This is a genomic window from Sulfurospirillum sp. E15m, from assembly GCF_059415145.1.
Window position 1 is genome coordinate 114416 of record NZ_JCAHZS010000003.1, and the last position, 17171, is coordinate 131586.

Here is a 17171-nt window from a genome sequence, read left to right on the forward strand (position 1 = left end):
TATTACAGCTTTCCCTTGTTATAGTAACACCAAAATAAAATTAGTATTACTAATGTAAGGGAGAGGTCGGTGTTGCATATCAAATCAAGGAATCAATGGATTTTGATAAGTTCGTTCGTACTATATTCGGGTACAGTCCTAGCGGCAGATATTGAGAAAGTGACGATAGAAGCTGAAAAGCTAGTAACTCCCACAAAACAAGCCAATGAGAGTGTCTATACGGGAACGGAAGTGACCAGTAAAGGCATAGAACTTCAAGGCGCAAAAGCTTCCACAAGTGTGTATGAATCGCTAAGCGTTTTGCCTGGCGTTAATGTTGAAAATCCCGATAGCAGTGGCTTGGCGATTGAGCAAGCAAGTGTGCGTATGCGCGGTGTTAAAAGCTCTATGGGAGCTCTAACAGTAGAGGGTGTGCCAAATTATGGGGGCAATCCCATAGGACCACGTGATTATCTGTACGATATGGAAAATATGGACTCGTTATCGGTCTATAAAGGTGGTGTGCCAGCTGATATTGGAACAGGCGTAGGCTCACGTGGTGGTGCTATTACTTTACATCCTAAATGGGCTTCAAAAGAGTTTGGCATCGACATTGCTCAAACCATTGGCAGTAATGACTATACTAAAAGCTATTTTAGACTTGATAGTGGCATGCTCAATGAGAGCGGCACGCGTTTTTCGGGGGCAGTTTCGTATGCACAAGCGGATAAATGGCGAGGCGAGGGTGATTTGGGACCTAGAATCAATGGTAATTTTAGTGTGGTTCAACCCCTTGGTGAAGCGACGACACTAAAATTGTGGTACAACCATAATGACCAAGACCAATACCTTTATAAACCTCTGACGTATGCACAAATACAAAACTTAAAAAGCAATTACAAGCTGGATTATAACAGTGCTTTAACAGGCGTTGTGGCTACGGATATTAATTATTATGGCTACAATAAAGGTAGTTATAAAAATGATGATTTGATGGCTGTTTTAACACACCAAATAAACGATACCTATGTGATCAATCTAAAACCCTATTATTCCAAAGAGGATGCGGAGATTTCTCAAGGGACGACTTCAGGTGGAGGAAAGATTCAAAAACGTATTCGTGATATTGAGCGATATGGTGTTATGGCAGATGTTGAAGCCAATTACGAATGGTTTAAAGCGGTTTTAGGTTACCACTTTGAAGATGCTTTGATGAACATTTCGGCACAAAACTATGCGATTACCCCTTCAGGACTTTCATACCGCGGCCTTGGTATCGTAGGCTCGTCTGGCGATACGTATACCAATACGCCCTACATGACACTCTCAGGAAAAAATGGCGCTTTTCATTGGCAAGGTGGACTGAAATATTTTCAATTTCAAGATGCCGATAGTTTGGGATATACGACCAATACTTCTGCCCCTTATAATTTAATACGAGCGACTGATTTAGATAGAACGGGAAAAAATTATACGAAGGTGTTACCAACTTTAGGCGCTTCGTATGATATGAATACGGATTGGCAAGTGTACGCAAGTTACGGTAAAAACATTATCCGTCCTTACTCGTATATGCCGTTGATGAACTATTATCAAAACAATCGTGCCGCGTTTCAAGCCATCGGTATGAGTGCGCAAGACCTGTTTGATGGCTATACGATGGAAGAGTCCGATGATTTTGATTTGGGTGTTCGATACAAAGGCGAAAGTTTTGAAATCGCACCGACACTCTTTTACGGCAAACATAAGAACCTTTTAACGACGATTATTAATGATCAAAACAGTAGCTTGAGTTACCAACAAAATGTTGGAAAAGCAACCAGTTATGGACTTGAAACCGAAATCAATTTTTTCATCAACGATACCACGACACTGTTTATCAATCCTACGTATACAAACTTTACCTACGATGATGATATTAAAGGAATGGCGACAAAAAATAAATACGTGGTCGATTCACCAAAATGGATGGGCAAAGCAGGTGTCATTTATAAAATAGGTCAGTTTGAAATTGTTCCGATGGTGCGTTATTTAGGAGAGCGTTATGGTAATGCTGTCAATACTGAAAAAGTCGATAGCGCATGGTTAGCTGATTTTAGAGCGACCTATACACAGAAAAATTTTTATGAAAAATCGACACTGAAAGTCGCTTTGGAAGTCGATAATCTTTTTGGAAAAGAGTACATTTCTGTCATTAATGCCAGTGATTATGAAACGGGCACAACAACCTATCAGCAGGGTGCGCCAAGAAGCGTCATGCTTACAGTGGGGGTACATTTCTAATGCAAGAGTTATGGGAAGAATGCGTTGCATTTCATGGGCATGCGTGTCCTGGTTTAGCGATTGGTTTTCGAGCATCTGAGGCTGCTCATGTGTGGTTGGGAATGGTGGGCTTTAGTCAAGATGAAGAGCTCGTTTGTGTCACTGAAAACGATGCGTGCGGTGTGGATGCAATACAGGTGCTTTTGGGGTGCAGTTTTGGCAAAGGCAATCTCATCTATAAAGATACTGGCAAACAAGCCTTTAGTTTCTTTGATCGTAAAAATCATAAAAAGGGACGTATTGTTTTTAAACGTCCTTTTGGTAAAACGATTGATAGGGCGCAGTTGCAAGAGCTGATTTTACATGCGCCTCTTGAGGAACTTTTTGAGCTTAAAGAGCCGATGTTTGAGGTACCAGAGACAGCACGTCTGTTTACATCGGAGGTGTGTGAGCTATGTAAAGAGAGTGCGCCTGAACATAAAATGCGATTACAAGGTGGAAAAAAAGTCTGTTTAGACTGTTTTACGCATTACAGTAGAGGTTTTTAGGCGATGGCTGAACTCAAAGAGATGGTGGACTATGCGATTTTTGGGATATTAGGCTTCATGAGTGTATTATCACTGACCTATGCGTTGGAGCGATGGTTTTTTTACCGCCATGTGGATGTGTTAGCGTATCCTGTGGTGGATATCTTTGAAAACGATTTGACCAAAAACCTCACCGCGCTTTCCATCATCAGCTCAAATGCACCTTATGTTGGATTACTAGGAACCGTGATTGGCATTATGATGACATTTTACGATATGGGACAAGCAGGAAATATCGATTCCAAAGTCATTTTAGTTGGGCTTTCCTTCGCCCTCAAAGCAACTGCTTTCGGGCTTGTGGTAGCCATTCCTTCCCTAGTTATTTATACGGCATGTCTACGAAAATGTGATGTTTTGATGGCACGGTGGAAAGTGGCCCATGCGTCTTAAGCGACCTGAGGGGATGAATATCATCCCTTTTATCGATATTATGCTGGTGTTATTGACCATCGTTTTAACTGTTTCGACGTTTATCGCGCAGCAGGTCATAAAGCTAGAACTCCCAAAGGCAGAACAAAGTTCTTCTTTAACGAATCACGCTTCGCACGAGATTCTGATTTCAGATGAAGGTGCACTCGTATATCAAGAGCAAAGCGTTACATTAGAGGCTTTAAAATCCTCCTTAGAGAGGCTCTCTTTAGAAGATAACATTGTTGTAAAGGCTGATACCAAAAGCCCTTTTGGTGTTTTTATCTCTGTGGTGGATATGCTTAAAATGTTGAAATTTCCGCATGTTGAAATTCTCGTACAAAAAGACTAAGATGCGTTTTTTTCTTTTTTTCACTCTTTCAGCCCTTCTGCATAGTCTTGTTTTTGCCTGCGTTGGAGTGTTTTTTGAAGAACCTCTTTTGAAAACTCACCACCCTGAAGCACCTCTTGCTTTAGATATACGTACCTTTACGATACATGAGTCGTATCCTACTAAAAGCGAAGAAGTGCTTGGCAAAAAAGTCGAACAAACGCCCAAGCCTCTACCAAGACCGAAACCAAAGGCGATACAAAAACAGGTTGTTGCACCTATCAAAGAGTCTGTGAAAAAAACAGAAGTGCTGGTCAAAGATGAAGCAAAAACATTTCAGCCTGATGTGTTTGAACAAATCCCTATAAACGCGGTTGAGCCTTTACATGTAAATCAGCAAGAAGAGATCACCGATGCGATACAGCAGGCTATTTTACGTTATAAACAGTATCCAAAAAGAGCCCAAAGAGACGGAATACAAGGGGATGTTATTGTCCATTTTTCGTGGTCCTCTTTGGGGCTTACCCATCTTAAAATTTTAAAACCCTCTGCGTATGCTTTGCTTAACGAATATTGCCTTGAATTAATAGAACACGCTTCTAAGGATTTTCCAAAAGTAGAGCAGAATGTGGACATCACCATCCCAATAGGATTTAAATTATTATAAACATTCAAAGGAAAAAATAATGACTATATTCCAACACCTTAAAACAAAAGCACTTGAGTACGCTCAAACGCAGCATATGATGCTTGTCGATTTTGGCGTCAGTGCTAGTATGATTTATGCCATAGTGGCAGACAAGGAGAAAAAAGCAATAGGGGTGACGTTAATTCCTCATGGAGAAGGCGAATTGTGCGCACTTCAAGGAACGAGCATTGAAGAAGTTTTTGAACTCTCTTCCGCTTTTAATCCGCTTCAAAGAGCCTTTGCGTTGGCCGTGATCAATGCATTAGGACAACATGCCCTAAGCAATGATGAAAAATGTGATGTTTCAAATAAGGGCGTACAAGCGTTACTAAGTGAAAAAATATTAGACGTTACCCAAGAGGGCGATGAGGTTGTTTTTGTAGGAAATCTTAGGCCTGTTGTGACAAAACTAAAAGATAATGGACGAAAGCCTATCGTCTTTTGCCGACAAAAACAGCATTATGGCGATGGTGTTTACAGCGATATTTTTGAGTATGAAGTAATTCAGTCTGCTCCCATTGCTATTATTACAGGAGCTTCTTTAATTGGCTCGACACTGGACGCTTTAATACATTTAAGCCCCAAAGGCTCTATGCGCATCCTAGCAGGCTTTTCAGCAGGGGCATATCCTCAATGGTTTGAAGGCAGTGGATTAACGCATAATATCTCAATGAAACTGGATATTGCGTTTAAAGAAGCATTAATCAAAAATCGTTGGGAAGAAGTTTTTACATATCCAGGTTATTGGAATCAAATAAAGCATTAGTATCGTTTACGATACTAATGCCGCGTGAATAACGGTTTCATCCTGTTCAAAATGAATCGTACAATTGCTTTTTGTGGCCACTTCTTCAATGCTTTTTTCGTAATTTCTATCTCGGCTATCGCCTTTAATGGAGATTGAAAAAATAGGGTATTTTTTATTGTTGAAGCGAATATATTCACCAGTAATCAACGCTAAGCGTGTGGTAATGGTGGAAGAGAGCAGGTGTGATTGATAGACTTTTGTCAAGAGTTTCATAAAATCTTCAACTTTTAGGCGTACATCGGGAAATGTCGGGTCAAATTCTTTACGAAATTTGATGTTAGAATTGGTGGATGAAGCGCTAATGCACAAATCTAAAAGGGCATAGATATTTACGCTCTCACCATACTCTTCGACATTAGCAAATTTCTTTGTGGCACTTTTGTACAATTTGATACCAATAGACGTTTCATCCGAATATCCAACCGTAATGGCATAAAATTTGTATGAGCCAAAAGCAATATCAACAATCGTTGTTTTAAACCCATAAGTCATACTGGCATAGGTTTGTGCGATGTCAAAAACTTTTTTATGATTCACCTCGCCAAGAAGGTATTGCGCTTCTTGGTTGAGTGATATAATTTTCCCAGTGCTATCAAAAACGATAAAAGGATTGTAGTCATGCTCAATCCACGCTTCAGCAAATGTCATTCTTAGCTCTCGATGTAGTTTTTAAGTTTTCGTCCCACTTTTGGGTGTTTTAGCTTTTTAATCGCAGAGCTTTCGATTTGTCTAACACGCTCACGTGTCACATTAAGCTCTTTGCCTATCTCTTCAAGCGTTCTATCACTCTCATCGTGCATCAAGCCAAAGCGCATGCGAATAACGGCTTTTTCACGATCATTGAGTTGGTCTAACACTTCATCAATTTGATCTTTGAGGTCTGATTTTAAGATATGATCAATCGGCGCAATGGAGTTTTTATCTTCCACAAAGTCACCAAATTTACCGTCATCTTCATTACCGATAGGAGCTTCCAACGAAATAGGCTCTTTAGTGATTTTGATAACATTTTTGACTTTATCCGCACTGAGTCCCACTTCCAAAGCGATGGTGTCAATGTCAGGCTCTTTTCCCTCTTCTTGAAGGTGTTTACGAATGATTTTATTGATACGATTGATGGTTTCAATCATGTGAATTGGAATACGAATGGTACGTGCTTGGTCTGCAATAGCACGAGAAATGGCTTGACGAATCCACCATGTCGCATAGGTTGAAAACTTGTAGCCTTTTTTATACTCAAATTTATCAACCGCTTTCATCAAACCGATGTTTCCTTCTTGAATTAAATCTAAGAATGGCAAACCTCTGTTGGTGTAACGCTTTGCAATAGAGACAACGAGACGAAGGTTACTTTTTGCCATACGCGTTTTAGACTCATCGGCTATTTTTTTACCGCGTTTGATTTGCTCCAAAATTTCTTTGAGATTTTCTGGGTCTAAGTCAAAACCTTGTTTACTTGCTTCTTTGGTTTGAAATAGTTTTTTAATCTCCATGTAGGTTGAAACCATGGTGGCTTCTGGAACCATAACGGTGATGTCTTCTTTGTTCAAATCAATGATACTTTTTAAAATCTTAGCGTGATTATCGCGCAAAGAGTCGTTAAATAATGGCAAACGATACTCAAGGCGTTTGAGTTCTTTATCGAATTCAAAGTCGCTTTTGAGTGCTGTTTCCATTGATTTTACCAGCTCGTTGATAAGCTTACTGGTTGGTCCTAAGTCCATCAATGCTTCTTTGAGCAATTTTTTCTTATATGCTAAAGAGAGGTCATAGTTCATCATCTCTTCAGGATCATTGAGGTCTTCTTCTGGTGGGCGAGAGAAACTTTTGAGCCAATCTTTTTTTGCCTTTTCTAAGGCTTTAAAACTTTCAATAACTTTTTCAGTACGGGTATTGTCTTTTTTAGAGAAGGTCTTTTTCTCTTCTCCATCTTCATCGTACTCTTCGTCGGTATCGTCGTCACTATCGTCGCTGTCATCATCGTCTTCAAAGGTTTTAAACAGCTCTTTTACACGACGTTCACGGTTGATTAGCGCTTCTTTATAATCTAAAATAAAATCGATTAGATACGGGACAGAACAAAACGCATCGATGATAATATCTTCACCGAATTCAATTTTTTTACTAATATCAATTTCTTCATCTTTGGTTAAAAGTGAGATTTGTCCCATTTCCCTTAAGTACATTCTGACAGGACTATCACTTCTAGACCACTCTAAAAGTTCTTTTTCACTGGCAAGATCGAATTCGTCTTCTAATGCTTCGTCTTGCAGTTTTTGGCGTTCTTCTTCTCGCTTCTTTGCCTCTTCTTTATTTCGGAGTTTTGCAATTTCGGCGGAGGAGATAAGGGAAACTTTGTATTTTTCAAGAAGCCCCATCAATTTTTTAACGTTTGCCGGTGTAGGAGGTTTTGTAAAAAGTTCCATCACATTTTCATACGTGACATGTGATTTTTCATTTTCTGCAAAAAGCTCTTCTAATGCTGTGTAGAGTTCTTTTGAAGCCATATTAATAACTCTCCTTGAGTGAGTGTATAGGAGTTTGATTTTCTTCTATAAGTTGTATAAAAAGATGTGGATTATACCGAGTTTTTTTTTAAATGTCGTTAAAAATATAAAATACTCAATGTGGAACAGGAGTTGCTTTAGTGATATAACGAAATTAAAATTGTGGGAAAAAGCATGCAAAATGGCTATTATAGCGTTACTGGAGCGATGGTCACCGAGTTTAATAAACTTGATCTTATTTCCAATAATCTTGCCAATTTAAACACAACTGCTTTTAAAAGAGATAATGTGGTTGTGGGTGATTTTAAGAGAATTTTTCAAGAATATCAAGACGAAATGCCCATTAAAGATAACACGAAAGAGGCAAGTAAATTTATTAATGCTTCCATTGCAAGAGTGCCGCAAATCATTGAACAATATACCAAATTTGAACAAGGCGGCATTAAAAATACAGGCAATCCGTTAGACTTTGCGCTCAAAAGAGAAGACGCCTTTTTTATGGTTGAAACACCCAATGGTATTCGTTTGACGCAAAATGGAGCATTTTCGATGAATGAAAATGGCCTTTTGACCACCAAAGAGGGTTACCCTGTTTTACCATCAACTTATTTTCAAAACAAACAGTATATTGCAATACCTGAAGACGGTGAGTTACGCGTCGATAAAACGGGTGCTGTTTATAATGGAGATGACCAACTCGGTCAATTGATGATTGTTTCGAGTGATGATATTAAATCATTACTCAAAGAAGGTGATAGCCTTTTTAAATTTAAAAGCCCCGATGAACTCACTGAACTTGAAAATGGTGATATCGTCGCACAGGGATTTTTAGAAACGAGCAATATCAATCCTGTTAATGAAATGGTCAATTTGATTGAATCCAACCGATTGGTTGAAATGTATCAAAAAGTCATGAAATCACATATGAATGAATTGAACTCAGATGCTATCTCTAAATTAGCATCCACCAAAGCATAATTTTAAGGAAGAGACATGATCCGATCTTTATACACCGCAGCAACAGGTATGATAGCGCAACAGACGCAAATCGATACCACATCAAATAACATTTCAAACGTTAATACCATTGGTTATAAAAAACAACGTGCTGAGTTTGCGGATTTGATGTATCAAACGATGATGTATGCAGGTACTTCAACCAGTGACACCACACGCTCTCCTACGGGTATGGAAGTTGGTCTTGGTGTGCGCCCAACGGCGATTGCAAAGCAGTTTACACAAGGTAACTTTAAAGAGACAGGTAACTCTTTAGATATGGCAATTACCGGAAATGGTTTTTTCCAAATTCAGCTTCCTGATGGAACAACGGCTTATACAAGAAATGGTTCGTTTAAACTCGATGCGGATGGCAATGTGGTCAATAGCGATGGTTACCAATTGATTCCACAGCTTACTATTCCAGCAGATGCCACAGAGATTTCTATTGGTGTGGATGGTACGGTTTCTGTTTTACAAGCAGGTGCTACGGCAACAACGCAAATCGGACAAATTGAGCTTGCCAACTTTATCAACCCAGCAGGTCTTCACTCCATGGGCGATAACAATTACATCAACACCTCTGCATCAGGCGATCCGATAGTAAGTACACCTGGTCTTAATGGTCTTGGTCAAACCAGACAACAATTTGTCGAGATGAGTAACGTTGAACTGGTAGAAGAGATGACCGATTTGATTACGGGGCAGAGAGCTTATGAAGCCAACTCCAAAGCAATTACAACGAGTGATGAAATGCTCCAAACCGTTAATGGCCTCAAAACGTGATTTGAGGCGTTAATGCTTATCCTTGTTCCCATTTTAATTATCATCGCACTGATTGTTGCGGTTGATCATATCTATTTTAGCAATGTCGTACCCAAAGATGTGCCTCCACAAAAAGAGGTGCATCGTTCATGGAATGATGCCAACGCAACGCAAGAGTATCTCAACCGTTACATCAAAAAATAATTTTACATGTAAAAGAAGAATCATGCAATTTTTAATGATTGTCAAAATGACTATTCCTGTTATGATGGGGTATATTCCTCTTGGAATGGCATTTGGATTATTGCTTTCTAAACTGTTAATTCCTTGGTATTATGCTTTTTTTATGAGCGTTTTTATCTTCGCTGGCTCAGGTCAGTTTTTGGCACTGACACTGTTTGCTTCACAAGCAACCATCCTTGAAATTGGCATTGCGACCTTTTTGCTCAATCTTCGCCATACCTTTTATGGGCTTTCGATGATTTCAGCGTTTAAAGACTTTTCATGGAAAAAACATTACTTGATTTTTGGACTCACCGATGAGACCTTTGCCCTTTTAAAAACCAGTGATGTTCCAGAAGAAAATCGTGAAAAAGTCTATTTGCTGATTACGTTTCTCAATCAATGTTATTGGGTCATTGGTAGTGTCATTGGTGCGCTGCTTGGCAATATTGTGCCGTTTAATTATGAAGGCATAGAGTTCTCTTTAACAGCACTGTTTGTAGTTCTTTCCATTGAGTTGTATAAGAAAAATAGATTGCATAAACCCTTTTTTGTGGCACTCATCATTGGGTTGTTTGGCATGATTTTATTTCCACCGCAAAAAATGCTGATTTTATCGCTTTGTGCCGCAGCGTTTGTGTTGATTGTGTTTAAAAGGAGTATGGAAAATGGAAAGTAGCTACATCATCGGAAGCATCGTTATAGCGACACTTGCGACCTATGCGACCCGAGTCATTCCATTTTTGCTGTTTCGCACCCGTGAGCCTTCGCCTCTGATTAAGTACATTGAGCTCAATATGCCTTTGATGATTATGGTCATTTTGGTGTTTTACGCACTCAAAGATGTGAAGTGGGAGAGTTATCCGTATGGCATGGCAGAGCTGATAGGTGTGGGGGTCGCGATAGCTTTACATGTAAAGTTTAAAAACGCACTTTTGAGTATTTTTATCGCAACACTCACCTATATGATTTTAATTCAGAATGTCTTTTAAACGCAAAATTCGGTAGATAGATTTTAAGCTTTTTTGACGAACTCTGATTTTAGACCCATCGCACCAATACCATCGACTTTACAGTCGAGGTTATGGTCGCTCTCAAAATTAAGACGGATATTTTTTACTTTTGTGCCACCTTTAATCACCGCGGATGAGCCTTTAAGTTTCAAATCTTTAATAACAACAACGGTGTCACCATCGCATAAAACCGTTCCGTGAGCATCTTTAATCACAGCGGTTGATTCTTCATTTGAAGAGGCGTTTTTAGACCATTCGTGTGCGCATTCAGGGCAGATAATCATCTCCCCATCTTCATACGTATATTCACAATGGCATTTGGGGCAAGGAGGAAGTTGGTTCATAATGAGAGTACCTTTTTTAGTTTAAGTATGTCATACCTTCCCCAAAGAAGAGCTAAAACGCTAACGTCTTAGTAAAATGAGAGGGTACATGCGGTCTCTTTCATAACGCTTCATCTTCTCTTCATACGAGTTGATAACATCAATCATGTCGGTAGCAAATTTATTATCAATGATATAGTCTCTTTGATTTACATGCAGAGGAATCATCCCTCTATCCGCCGCTGCGTACATCAGAGCATCTTTAATGGTTTCAGCATGATTGTGGGTGAGTCTTCGTAAATCATGACCTAACCCTGTGACCCACAAATCCATAAATTCAACCCGAAATGGCAACACTTTGCCCCAATCGCTTTCTACCAATCGCGCATCTTTGAGGAAAAATGAGTAGACGATAATCATATCGCGGTCACTATCATAAACGCTAATCGTCTCTTGTTGTAGTACATTTAATACGGGATTAATTGTGGCTAAATTGACCTCTTTGGGAGCACAACCACTGAAAATAAATGTGAGAAGTATCACTATTGTTGTGAAAAAAATACGCATAAAAAAGTCCTTACATGTAAAAACACTCTATGCAATTGTACATCAAAATTGATATGAATAAGAAAAAAAGAAGCCCTTTTTTCAAGAGCTTCTTTGTGGTTAAAGTGCGAAGAGGTCGCTAAATTCGTTGAAATTCATTGCCTCAAGCGTGGCTTGGTCTTCACAAACATGCTCTATGGTCACACACTGTTTGGGGCTGAGTCTGCCTGTTAGGTTGTGTTTGAATTTTGAGATTAAAAGCGGAATGCCCTCGACGCGTCTTCGCTTATGCCCGATGGGGTATTCAACTTCGACTTTTTCACTACAACTACCATCTTTGTAGAAGATTTGTACCGCATTGGCGATAGAGCGTTTATCGGCTTCTAGATACTCTTTGGTGTAGCGTTCATCAACGACGACTTGCATTTTATCTCTTAATGCATCGACACGAGGGTCATTCGCATACGCATCTTCATAATGTTCCGCCACTAAATTGCCATGAATGAGTGGAATCGCGACCATGTATTGAATGCAGTGGTCACGATCCGCCGGGTTGGCAAGCGGTCCTACTTTGTTGATAATACGGTGACCTGATTCTTGGGTGGTGATGATGATTTTTTCAATAGTATCCAGCTTATTTTTGACTTCATCGTGCAGTTTTACCGCACACTCAACGGCTGTTTGTGCATGAAATTCGGCTGGGAAGCTGATTTTAAAGAGTACATGCTCCATGACATAACTACCAAACGGTTGAGGGATGGTGAGTTTTTTGCCTTTCATTTTGACATCTTCATAGCCCCAATATTTGGCACTAAGAGCTGAGGGGTAACCCATTTCCCCTGCAAGTGCTTTGAGTGCTAAATTGACACCACGGCTACTGGCATCACCTGCCGCCCAAGATTTGCGAGAACCCGTGTTAGGTGCATGACGGTAACAACGCAGTGCTCCACCATCAATCCATGCATGTGAAACCGCATTGCGAACCTCTTCAAAACTTCCCCCTAACATTGCCGTAGCAACTGCGGTAGAAGCGACGCGTACTAAAAGGACGTGATCCATGCCTTCTTTATTGAAACAGTTTTCAAGCGCTAAAATACCTTGAATCTCGTGCGCTTTAATCATCGCCGTTAAAATGTCTTTCACTTTAAGGGGCGCTTTACCTTCGCTAATGTTTTTGCGACTAAGATAATCACCCACCGCCCAAATAGCACCTAAGTTATCACTAGGATGTCCCCATTCTGCCGCAAGCCATGTGTCGTTAAAATCAAGCCATCGTACCATCGCACCCACGTTAAAAGCGGCACGCTCTGGGTCAAGTTGGTACGACGTTCCTGGCACTTTGGCTCCTAAATATGGCATAGAAGCGCCTGGAACGACAGGGCCTAAGAGTTTGGTACACTGTGGAAATTTAAGGGCGAGTAGCCCGCAACCAAGGGTGTCCATAAGACAGTAGCGCGCCGTCTCGTAGGCATCTTTACTGGTGATGGCAAAGTCAAAGGCATAGCGTGCAATGTCGGTTAAAAGTGGGTCAAACTCGGGTCGCTTGGTATCTAAAATACCCATATCTGTACTCATAGAATTCCTTTTCTTATCTGTTTTTAATATCAACATAGGCGCGATTCTCCGGTCCTATGTACTCTGAACTTGGGCGGATGAGCTTGTTATCACCTCGTTGTTCCACCACATGTGCCGCCCAGCCCGCTGTGCGACTCATCACAAAAATAGGCGTGAAATACGCTGTAGGGATGCCCATAAAATGGTACGTCGATGCGCTGTAAAAGTCAAGATTGGGGAAGAGTTTTTTCTCATCCCACATCACTTTTTCAATGGCTTCAGAAATTGGAAAAATGGTAGCATTTCCCACATCATCGGCGAGTTTACGTGACCACTCTTTGATAACGATATTGCGTGGGTCATTGCTGACATACACACGATGCCCAAAGCCCATAATTTTAGCTTTACTTGCTAATTTAGCATGAATGCCTTGCGTTGCGTCAGCAGCATTTTTGTACTCAGAAATAAGCTCCATTGCCGCTTCATTCGCTCCACCGTGCAACGGTCCTCGAAGCACACCAATCGCCGCAGTGATCGCAGAGTAGATGTCAGAAAGCGTAGAGGCTCCAATGCGCGCTGTAAATGTGGAAGCATTAAACTCATGCTCTGCGTAAAGAATCAACGAGACATGCATCGCTTTGATCCAAAGTTCGCTGGGTTGTTTGTTGTGCAGTTTTTCTAAGAAATAACCACCAATGGTATCTTGCGCGCTGTTGGTATCGATCTCTTTGCCATTGATGTGGTAGTGATGCCAATAAAGCAAGATGGAAGGAAAAATGCCCATCAAACGGGTAATCTTCGAATCTTGGTCGCTAAAGTCATCGGCTTCTGGCTCCAAACATCCTAATGCCGAACAGCCTGTGCGCATGATGTCCATCGGATGAGCGTTTTTTGGCAAGCTTTTGAGAACGACTTTAAGCGCTTCCGGTAAAGTACGTGCTTTGATTAACTCTTTTTTATAGGCGTCAAGTTCACTTTGTGTGGGTAACACGCCTTTGGTTAAAAGATATGCAACTTCTTCAAACGTTGCATTTTGAGCCAAGTCATAAATGTCATAACCTCTATAATTAAGCCCGTGCCCCGTTCCTACCGTACAAATGGCAGAGCGCCCTGCGACAATGCCTGCGAGTCCGCCCGTTTTTTTGTCTCTTTTTCTTCCATGGTTTGTATCCTTCCTAATTTTACACGAAAAAGAAGCCAAGCTCCTTTTCTTACGTTAGCCGTGAGGGCGCTAAAACGTGCCAAACGTATTGGCAGAGTTACATTTTTATACGGTAAAGAAGCCAAGCTCCTTCACCTACGTTAGTTACTATGACACTAAAGCTTGCCAACGATGTTGGCAGAACTTTTTTACATGTAAAAAGTTACTGTTTGGTTTTACATGTAAAAAGAGCGTCAAGCTTCTCTTCAAAGCTGTGGTAATTGAGCATGTCGTAAAGCTCAGCGCGTGTTTGCATCAATGGGATTGAATTTTTTTGCGTACCGTTTTTCAAAATATCTTTAAAGACGCTCAGTGCGGCTTGATTCATTGCCCGAAATCCAGAAAGAGGGTAGAGCACCATTGAGATTCCAACAGAGTCCAACTCTTTACATGTAAAATAAGGTGTTTGCCCAAATTCAGTAATATTGGCAAGGACTGGTACTTGAATGATTTTTGTAAATTGTTTGTACTCTTCTAAGGTATGAATCGCTTCAGCAAAAATCATATCAGCACCCGCTTCAACGTAGGCTTGGGCTCTCTCAAGCGCGGCTGCTTGTCCTTCCATCGCGTGTGCGTCGGTACGTGCCATCACTACGAACTCATCGTCGATTTTACCATCCATGGCGGCTTTGATGCGGTCACACATCTCTTCTTTGCTGACCAACTCTTTATTAGGACGATGACCGCAACGTTTTTGAGACACTTGATCTTCAATATGACATGCCGCCGCACCTGCACGGGTCAGTTCTTTGATAGTCCGAGCGATGTTAAAAGCGCCTCCCCAACCTGTGTCCGCATCAACCAAAAGAGGAAGCGAACTTGCACTGGTGATGCGCCTGACATCAATGCAGACATCTTCTAAGTTAGTCATACCAAGATCAGGAAGTCCAATGCTCGCATTGGCAACGCCTGCGCCGCTTAAGTAGAGCGCTTTATGCCCGACACGTTCGGCTTGCATGGCGCTGTAAGCGTTGATAACACCCACAATTTGGAGTGGGTGATTTTCTTTGACGGCTTTTCTAAAGAGTGAACCTGCACTGATGATACTCATTTTTTTCCTTTTTTAGGGATAGGGTATCCCAATTTTTCGATAGATTGTTGGATACCTGTTAAGACACTTTCGTCTTCAATGGTGGAAGGCATACTCCACTCTTTACCATCGGCGATGGAGCGCATCGTGGCTCGCAAAATTTTACCGCTACGGGTTTTAGGAAGTTTTTCAATCACCGTTGCAAGCTTGAGTCCTGCCACAGCGCCTATTTCTTCACGCACCAATTGGATAACACCATCGGCGATGGAGCGATGATCGCGTTCGATGCCATCTTTGAGCACCACAAACGCCATCGGCACTTCACCTTTAAGCTCATCATCCACACCGATGACCGCGCATTCGGCAACATCGGGGTGTTTAGAGATGACCTCTTCCATCTCCCCTGTGGAAAGACGATGACCCGCAACGTTGATAACCCCATCCATGCGTCCCATAACCCAGACATAACCGTCTTCATCGATGTAGCCGCTATCACCCGTGAGGTAGTAGCCAGGGTAGAAGTTCAGGTAGGACTTTTTATAGCGTTGATCGTCCGACCAAATGCTCATTAAACACGAAGGCGGAAGTGGGAGTTTTAAGACAAGATTGCCCAGTTGATTGGGTTTGCACTCATTGCCTTGTTCATCCAAGACTTTGAGGTTAAATCCTGGCATCGGTTTGGTGGGTGAGCCTGCTTTGATAGGAAGTGGGTCAAGTCCCATCGGATTGGCGGCGATTGCCCAACCCGTTTCGGTTTGCCACCAGTGGTCAATCGCTGGTTTATTGGTGATTTTAGTAATCCACTCAAGCGTATCGCTATCGCAACGCTCGCCTGCTAGGAAAATGCTTTTAAGGGAACTAAGGTCGTATTTTTTGACCCATTCGCCTTGGCTGTCCTCTTTCTTAATCGCACGAAATGCGGTGGGTGCGGCGAAGAGAATATTGACTTTGTACTCATCGCACACTCTCCAAAATGCACCTGGATTGGGAGTTCGTACGGGTTTGCCCTCATACACCACGGTAGTACAGCCGTTCATCAGTGGTCCATAGACGATGTAAGAGTGTCCTACGACCCAACCGACATCGCTTGCCGCCCAAAAGACATCACCGGGTTTGGCGTTGTAAACATTATCCATCGACCATTTCATAGCAACGGAATGACCGCCGTTAGAACGAATAACTCCTTTGGGTTTGCCTGTGGTTCCTGAGGTATAGAGAATGTACAATGGGTCGGTGGCATCAACAGGCACGCACTCAACTAGACCTGCTTTTGCCTCTTCTTCTTCCCAATCAATATCGCGCCATGGAAGCATATTGGCTCTCTCTTGTGGACGTTGCCAAATAACACAGGTGGTTGGTTTATGAGTCGATTGTTTGATGGCTTCATCCAGAAGGGGTTTGTATTTAATCAGCTTGCTGATTTCAATACCGCATGACGCACTCATAATGACACGGGGCTTTGCATCGTCGATGCGCGTAGCAAGTTCATGTGCGGCAAATCCTCCAAATACCACAGAGTGAATCGCACCTATGCGTGCACACGCTAGCATCGCAATCACCGCCTCGGGAATCATCGGCATATAAATAACGACACGATCACCTTTCACGACACCTTTATTGACTAAAATGGAGGCTGTTTTAGAGACTCTTTGACGTAGTTCTCTGTAGGTATAGGTTCGTTTGGTATCGGTGACGGGTGAATCATAAATCAAGGCAAGTTGGTCACCTCTACCGTTGTCAATATGCAAATCCAGCGCATTGTAACAGCTGTTCATGCACCCACCCACAAACCATCGGTAGTGGTTATCGACTACATCTAAGACTTTGTCCCATTGGTGATACCAATGAACTTTTGTCGCCGCTTGTGCCCAAAATTTTTCTGGGTCTTCAATGGACTCTTTGTAAGTTGATTTATACTTCATTGACACTGGCGTTTCCTATAGTACAAATT

Annotated in this window: 19 protein-coding genes; 11 read left to right on the forward strand and 8 right to left on the reverse strand. The window is 41.5% G+C overall.

Annotated features, from left to right (window positions below; genetic code table 11):
* Positions 1–102: 102 nt before the first annotated feature.
* Genes AC5SLP_RS06105 through AC5SLP_RS06130 form a run of 6 tightly spaced genes read left to right on the forward strand, consistent with a single transcriptional unit; the run spans position 103 to position 5021 of the window.
* Positions 103–2262, forward strand: coding sequence for a TonB-dependent receptor (locus tag AC5SLP_RS06105; protein WP_495254266.1), 2160 nt, complete (start codon positions 103–105; stop codon positions 2260–2262).
* On the forward strand, positions 2262–2789 hold the full coding sequence (locus AC5SLP_RS06110) for an FmdE family protein (protein ID WP_495254267.1): 528 nt from the start codon (positions 2262–2264) through the stop codon (positions 2787–2789). Before AC5SLP_RS06105 ends, AC5SLP_RS06110 begins: the two co-directional genes overlap by 1 nt.
* Positions 2790–2792: 3 nt before the next feature.
* Positions 2793–3218: a TonB-system energizer ExbB gene (gene exbB / locus AC5SLP_RS06115; protein WP_495254268.1), complete on the forward strand. Its 426-nt coding sequence runs from the start codon at positions 2793–2795 to the stop codon at positions 3216–3218.
* Entirely contained in the window at positions 3208–3588 is a 381-nt protein-coding gene (locus AC5SLP_RS06120; RefSeq protein WP_495254269.1) for a biopolymer transporter ExbD, read from the forward strand. The genes exbB and AC5SLP_RS06120 overlap by 11 nt, the downstream gene beginning before the upstream one ends.
* 1 nt (position 3589) lies before the next feature.
* Complete coding sequence (locus AC5SLP_RS06125) at positions 3590–4234, forward strand: energy transducer TonB (RefSeq protein WP_495254270.1); 645 nt, start codon at positions 3590–3592, stop codon at positions 4232–4234.
* A gap of 19 nt (positions 4235–4253) precedes the next feature.
* Entirely contained in the window at positions 4254–5021 is a 768-nt protein-coding gene (locus AC5SLP_RS06130) for a Rossmann-like domain-containing protein (protein WP_495254271.1), read from the forward strand.
* 6 nt (positions 5022–5027) lie between these two features.
* On the opposite strand, the gene AC5SLP_RS06135 is transcribed toward AC5SLP_RS06130, so the two are convergent.
* The gene (locus AC5SLP_RS06135; protein ID WP_495254272.1) at positions 5028–5711 is read right to left on the reverse strand and encodes a hypothetical protein; all 684 of its coding nucleotides are present in this window, start codon (positions 5709–5711) and stop codon (positions 5028–5030) included.
* Positions 5712–5713: 2 nt separating this feature from the next.
* Entirely contained in the window at positions 5714–7570 is a 1857-nt protein-coding gene (rpoD, locus tag AC5SLP_RS06140; RefSeq protein ID WP_495254273.1) for an RNA polymerase sigma factor RpoD, read from the reverse strand.
* A 174-nt stretch (positions 7571–7744) separates the two neighbouring features.
* On the opposite strand from rpoD, the gene AC5SLP_RS06145 reads away from it, so the two are divergent.
* From AC5SLP_RS06145 to AC5SLP_RS06165, 5 genes are read left to right on the forward strand one after another with little or no spacing between them, the layout of a single operon-like run.
* On the forward strand, positions 7745–8548 hold the full coding sequence (locus AC5SLP_RS06145; protein WP_495254274.1) for a flagellar hook-basal body protein: 804 nt from the start codon (positions 7745–7747) through the stop codon (positions 8546–8548).
* 15 nt (positions 8549–8563) lie between these two features.
* A complete protein-coding gene (gene flgG / locus AC5SLP_RS06150) occupies positions 8564–9352 on the forward strand; it encodes a flagellar basal-body rod protein FlgG (protein ID WP_495254275.1) in 789 nt (262 codons plus the stop codon).
* Positions 9353–9364: 12 nt separating this feature from the next.
* Positions 9365–9535 carry a hypothetical protein gene (locus tag AC5SLP_RS06155; RefSeq protein WP_495254276.1) on the forward strand — a complete coding sequence of 57 codons (171 nt, stop codon included), beginning with the start codon at positions 9365–9367 and terminating at the stop codon, positions 9533–9535.
* A gap of 22 nt (positions 9536–9557) precedes the next feature.
* Positions 9558–10232, forward strand: a complete 675-nt coding sequence (locus AC5SLP_RS06160; RefSeq protein ID WP_495254277.1) for an AzlC family ABC transporter permease — start codon at positions 9558–9560, stop codon at positions 10230–10232.
* Entirely contained in the window at positions 10222–10545 is a 324-nt protein-coding gene (locus AC5SLP_RS06165) for a branched-chain amino acid transporter permease (protein ID WP_495254278.1), read from the forward strand. The genes AC5SLP_RS06160 and AC5SLP_RS06165 overlap by 11 nt, the downstream gene beginning before the upstream one ends.
* 23 nt (positions 10546–10568) lie before the next feature.
* On the opposite strand, the gene AC5SLP_RS06170 is transcribed toward AC5SLP_RS06165, so the two are convergent.
* The 6 genes from AC5SLP_RS06170 to AC5SLP_RS06195 form a co-directional block, all read right to left on the reverse strand.
* Entirely contained in the window at positions 10569–10910 is a 342-nt protein-coding gene (locus AC5SLP_RS06170) for a zinc ribbon domain-containing protein YjdM (protein ID WP_495254279.1), read from the reverse strand.
* 60 nt (positions 10911–10970) lie between these two features.
* Positions 10971–11456 carry a hypothetical protein gene (locus AC5SLP_RS06175; protein ID WP_495254280.1) on the reverse strand — a complete coding sequence of 162 codons (486 nt, stop codon included), beginning with the start codon at positions 11454–11456 and terminating at the stop codon, positions 10971–10973.
* A 99-nt stretch (positions 11457–11555) separates the two neighbouring features.
* Positions 11556–13010 carry a 2-methylcitrate dehydratase gene (gene prpD, locus AC5SLP_RS06180; RefSeq protein WP_495254281.1) on the reverse strand — a complete coding sequence of 485 codons (1455 nt, stop codon included), beginning with the start codon at positions 13008–13010 and terminating at the stop codon, positions 11556–11558.
* Between the two features lie 13 nt (positions 13011–13023).
* The gene (prpC, locus tag AC5SLP_RS06185; protein ID WP_495254282.1) at positions 13024–14190 is read right to left on the reverse strand and encodes a bifunctional 2-methylcitrate synthase/citrate synthase; all 1167 of its coding nucleotides are present in this window, start codon (positions 14188–14190) and stop codon (positions 13024–13026) included.
* A gap of 163 nt (positions 14191–14353) precedes the next feature.
* The gene (prpB, locus tag AC5SLP_RS06190; protein ID WP_495254407.1) at positions 14354–15232 is read right to left on the reverse strand and encodes a methylisocitrate lyase; all 879 of its coding nucleotides are present in this window, start codon (positions 15230–15232) and stop codon (positions 14354–14356) included.
* A 5-nt stretch (positions 15233–15237) separates the two neighbouring features.
* Complete coding sequence (locus tag AC5SLP_RS06195) at positions 15238–17142, reverse strand: propionyl-CoA synthetase (protein ID WP_495254283.1); 1905 nt, start codon at positions 17140–17142, stop codon at positions 15238–15240.
* Positions 17143–17171 lie beyond the last annotated feature (29 nt).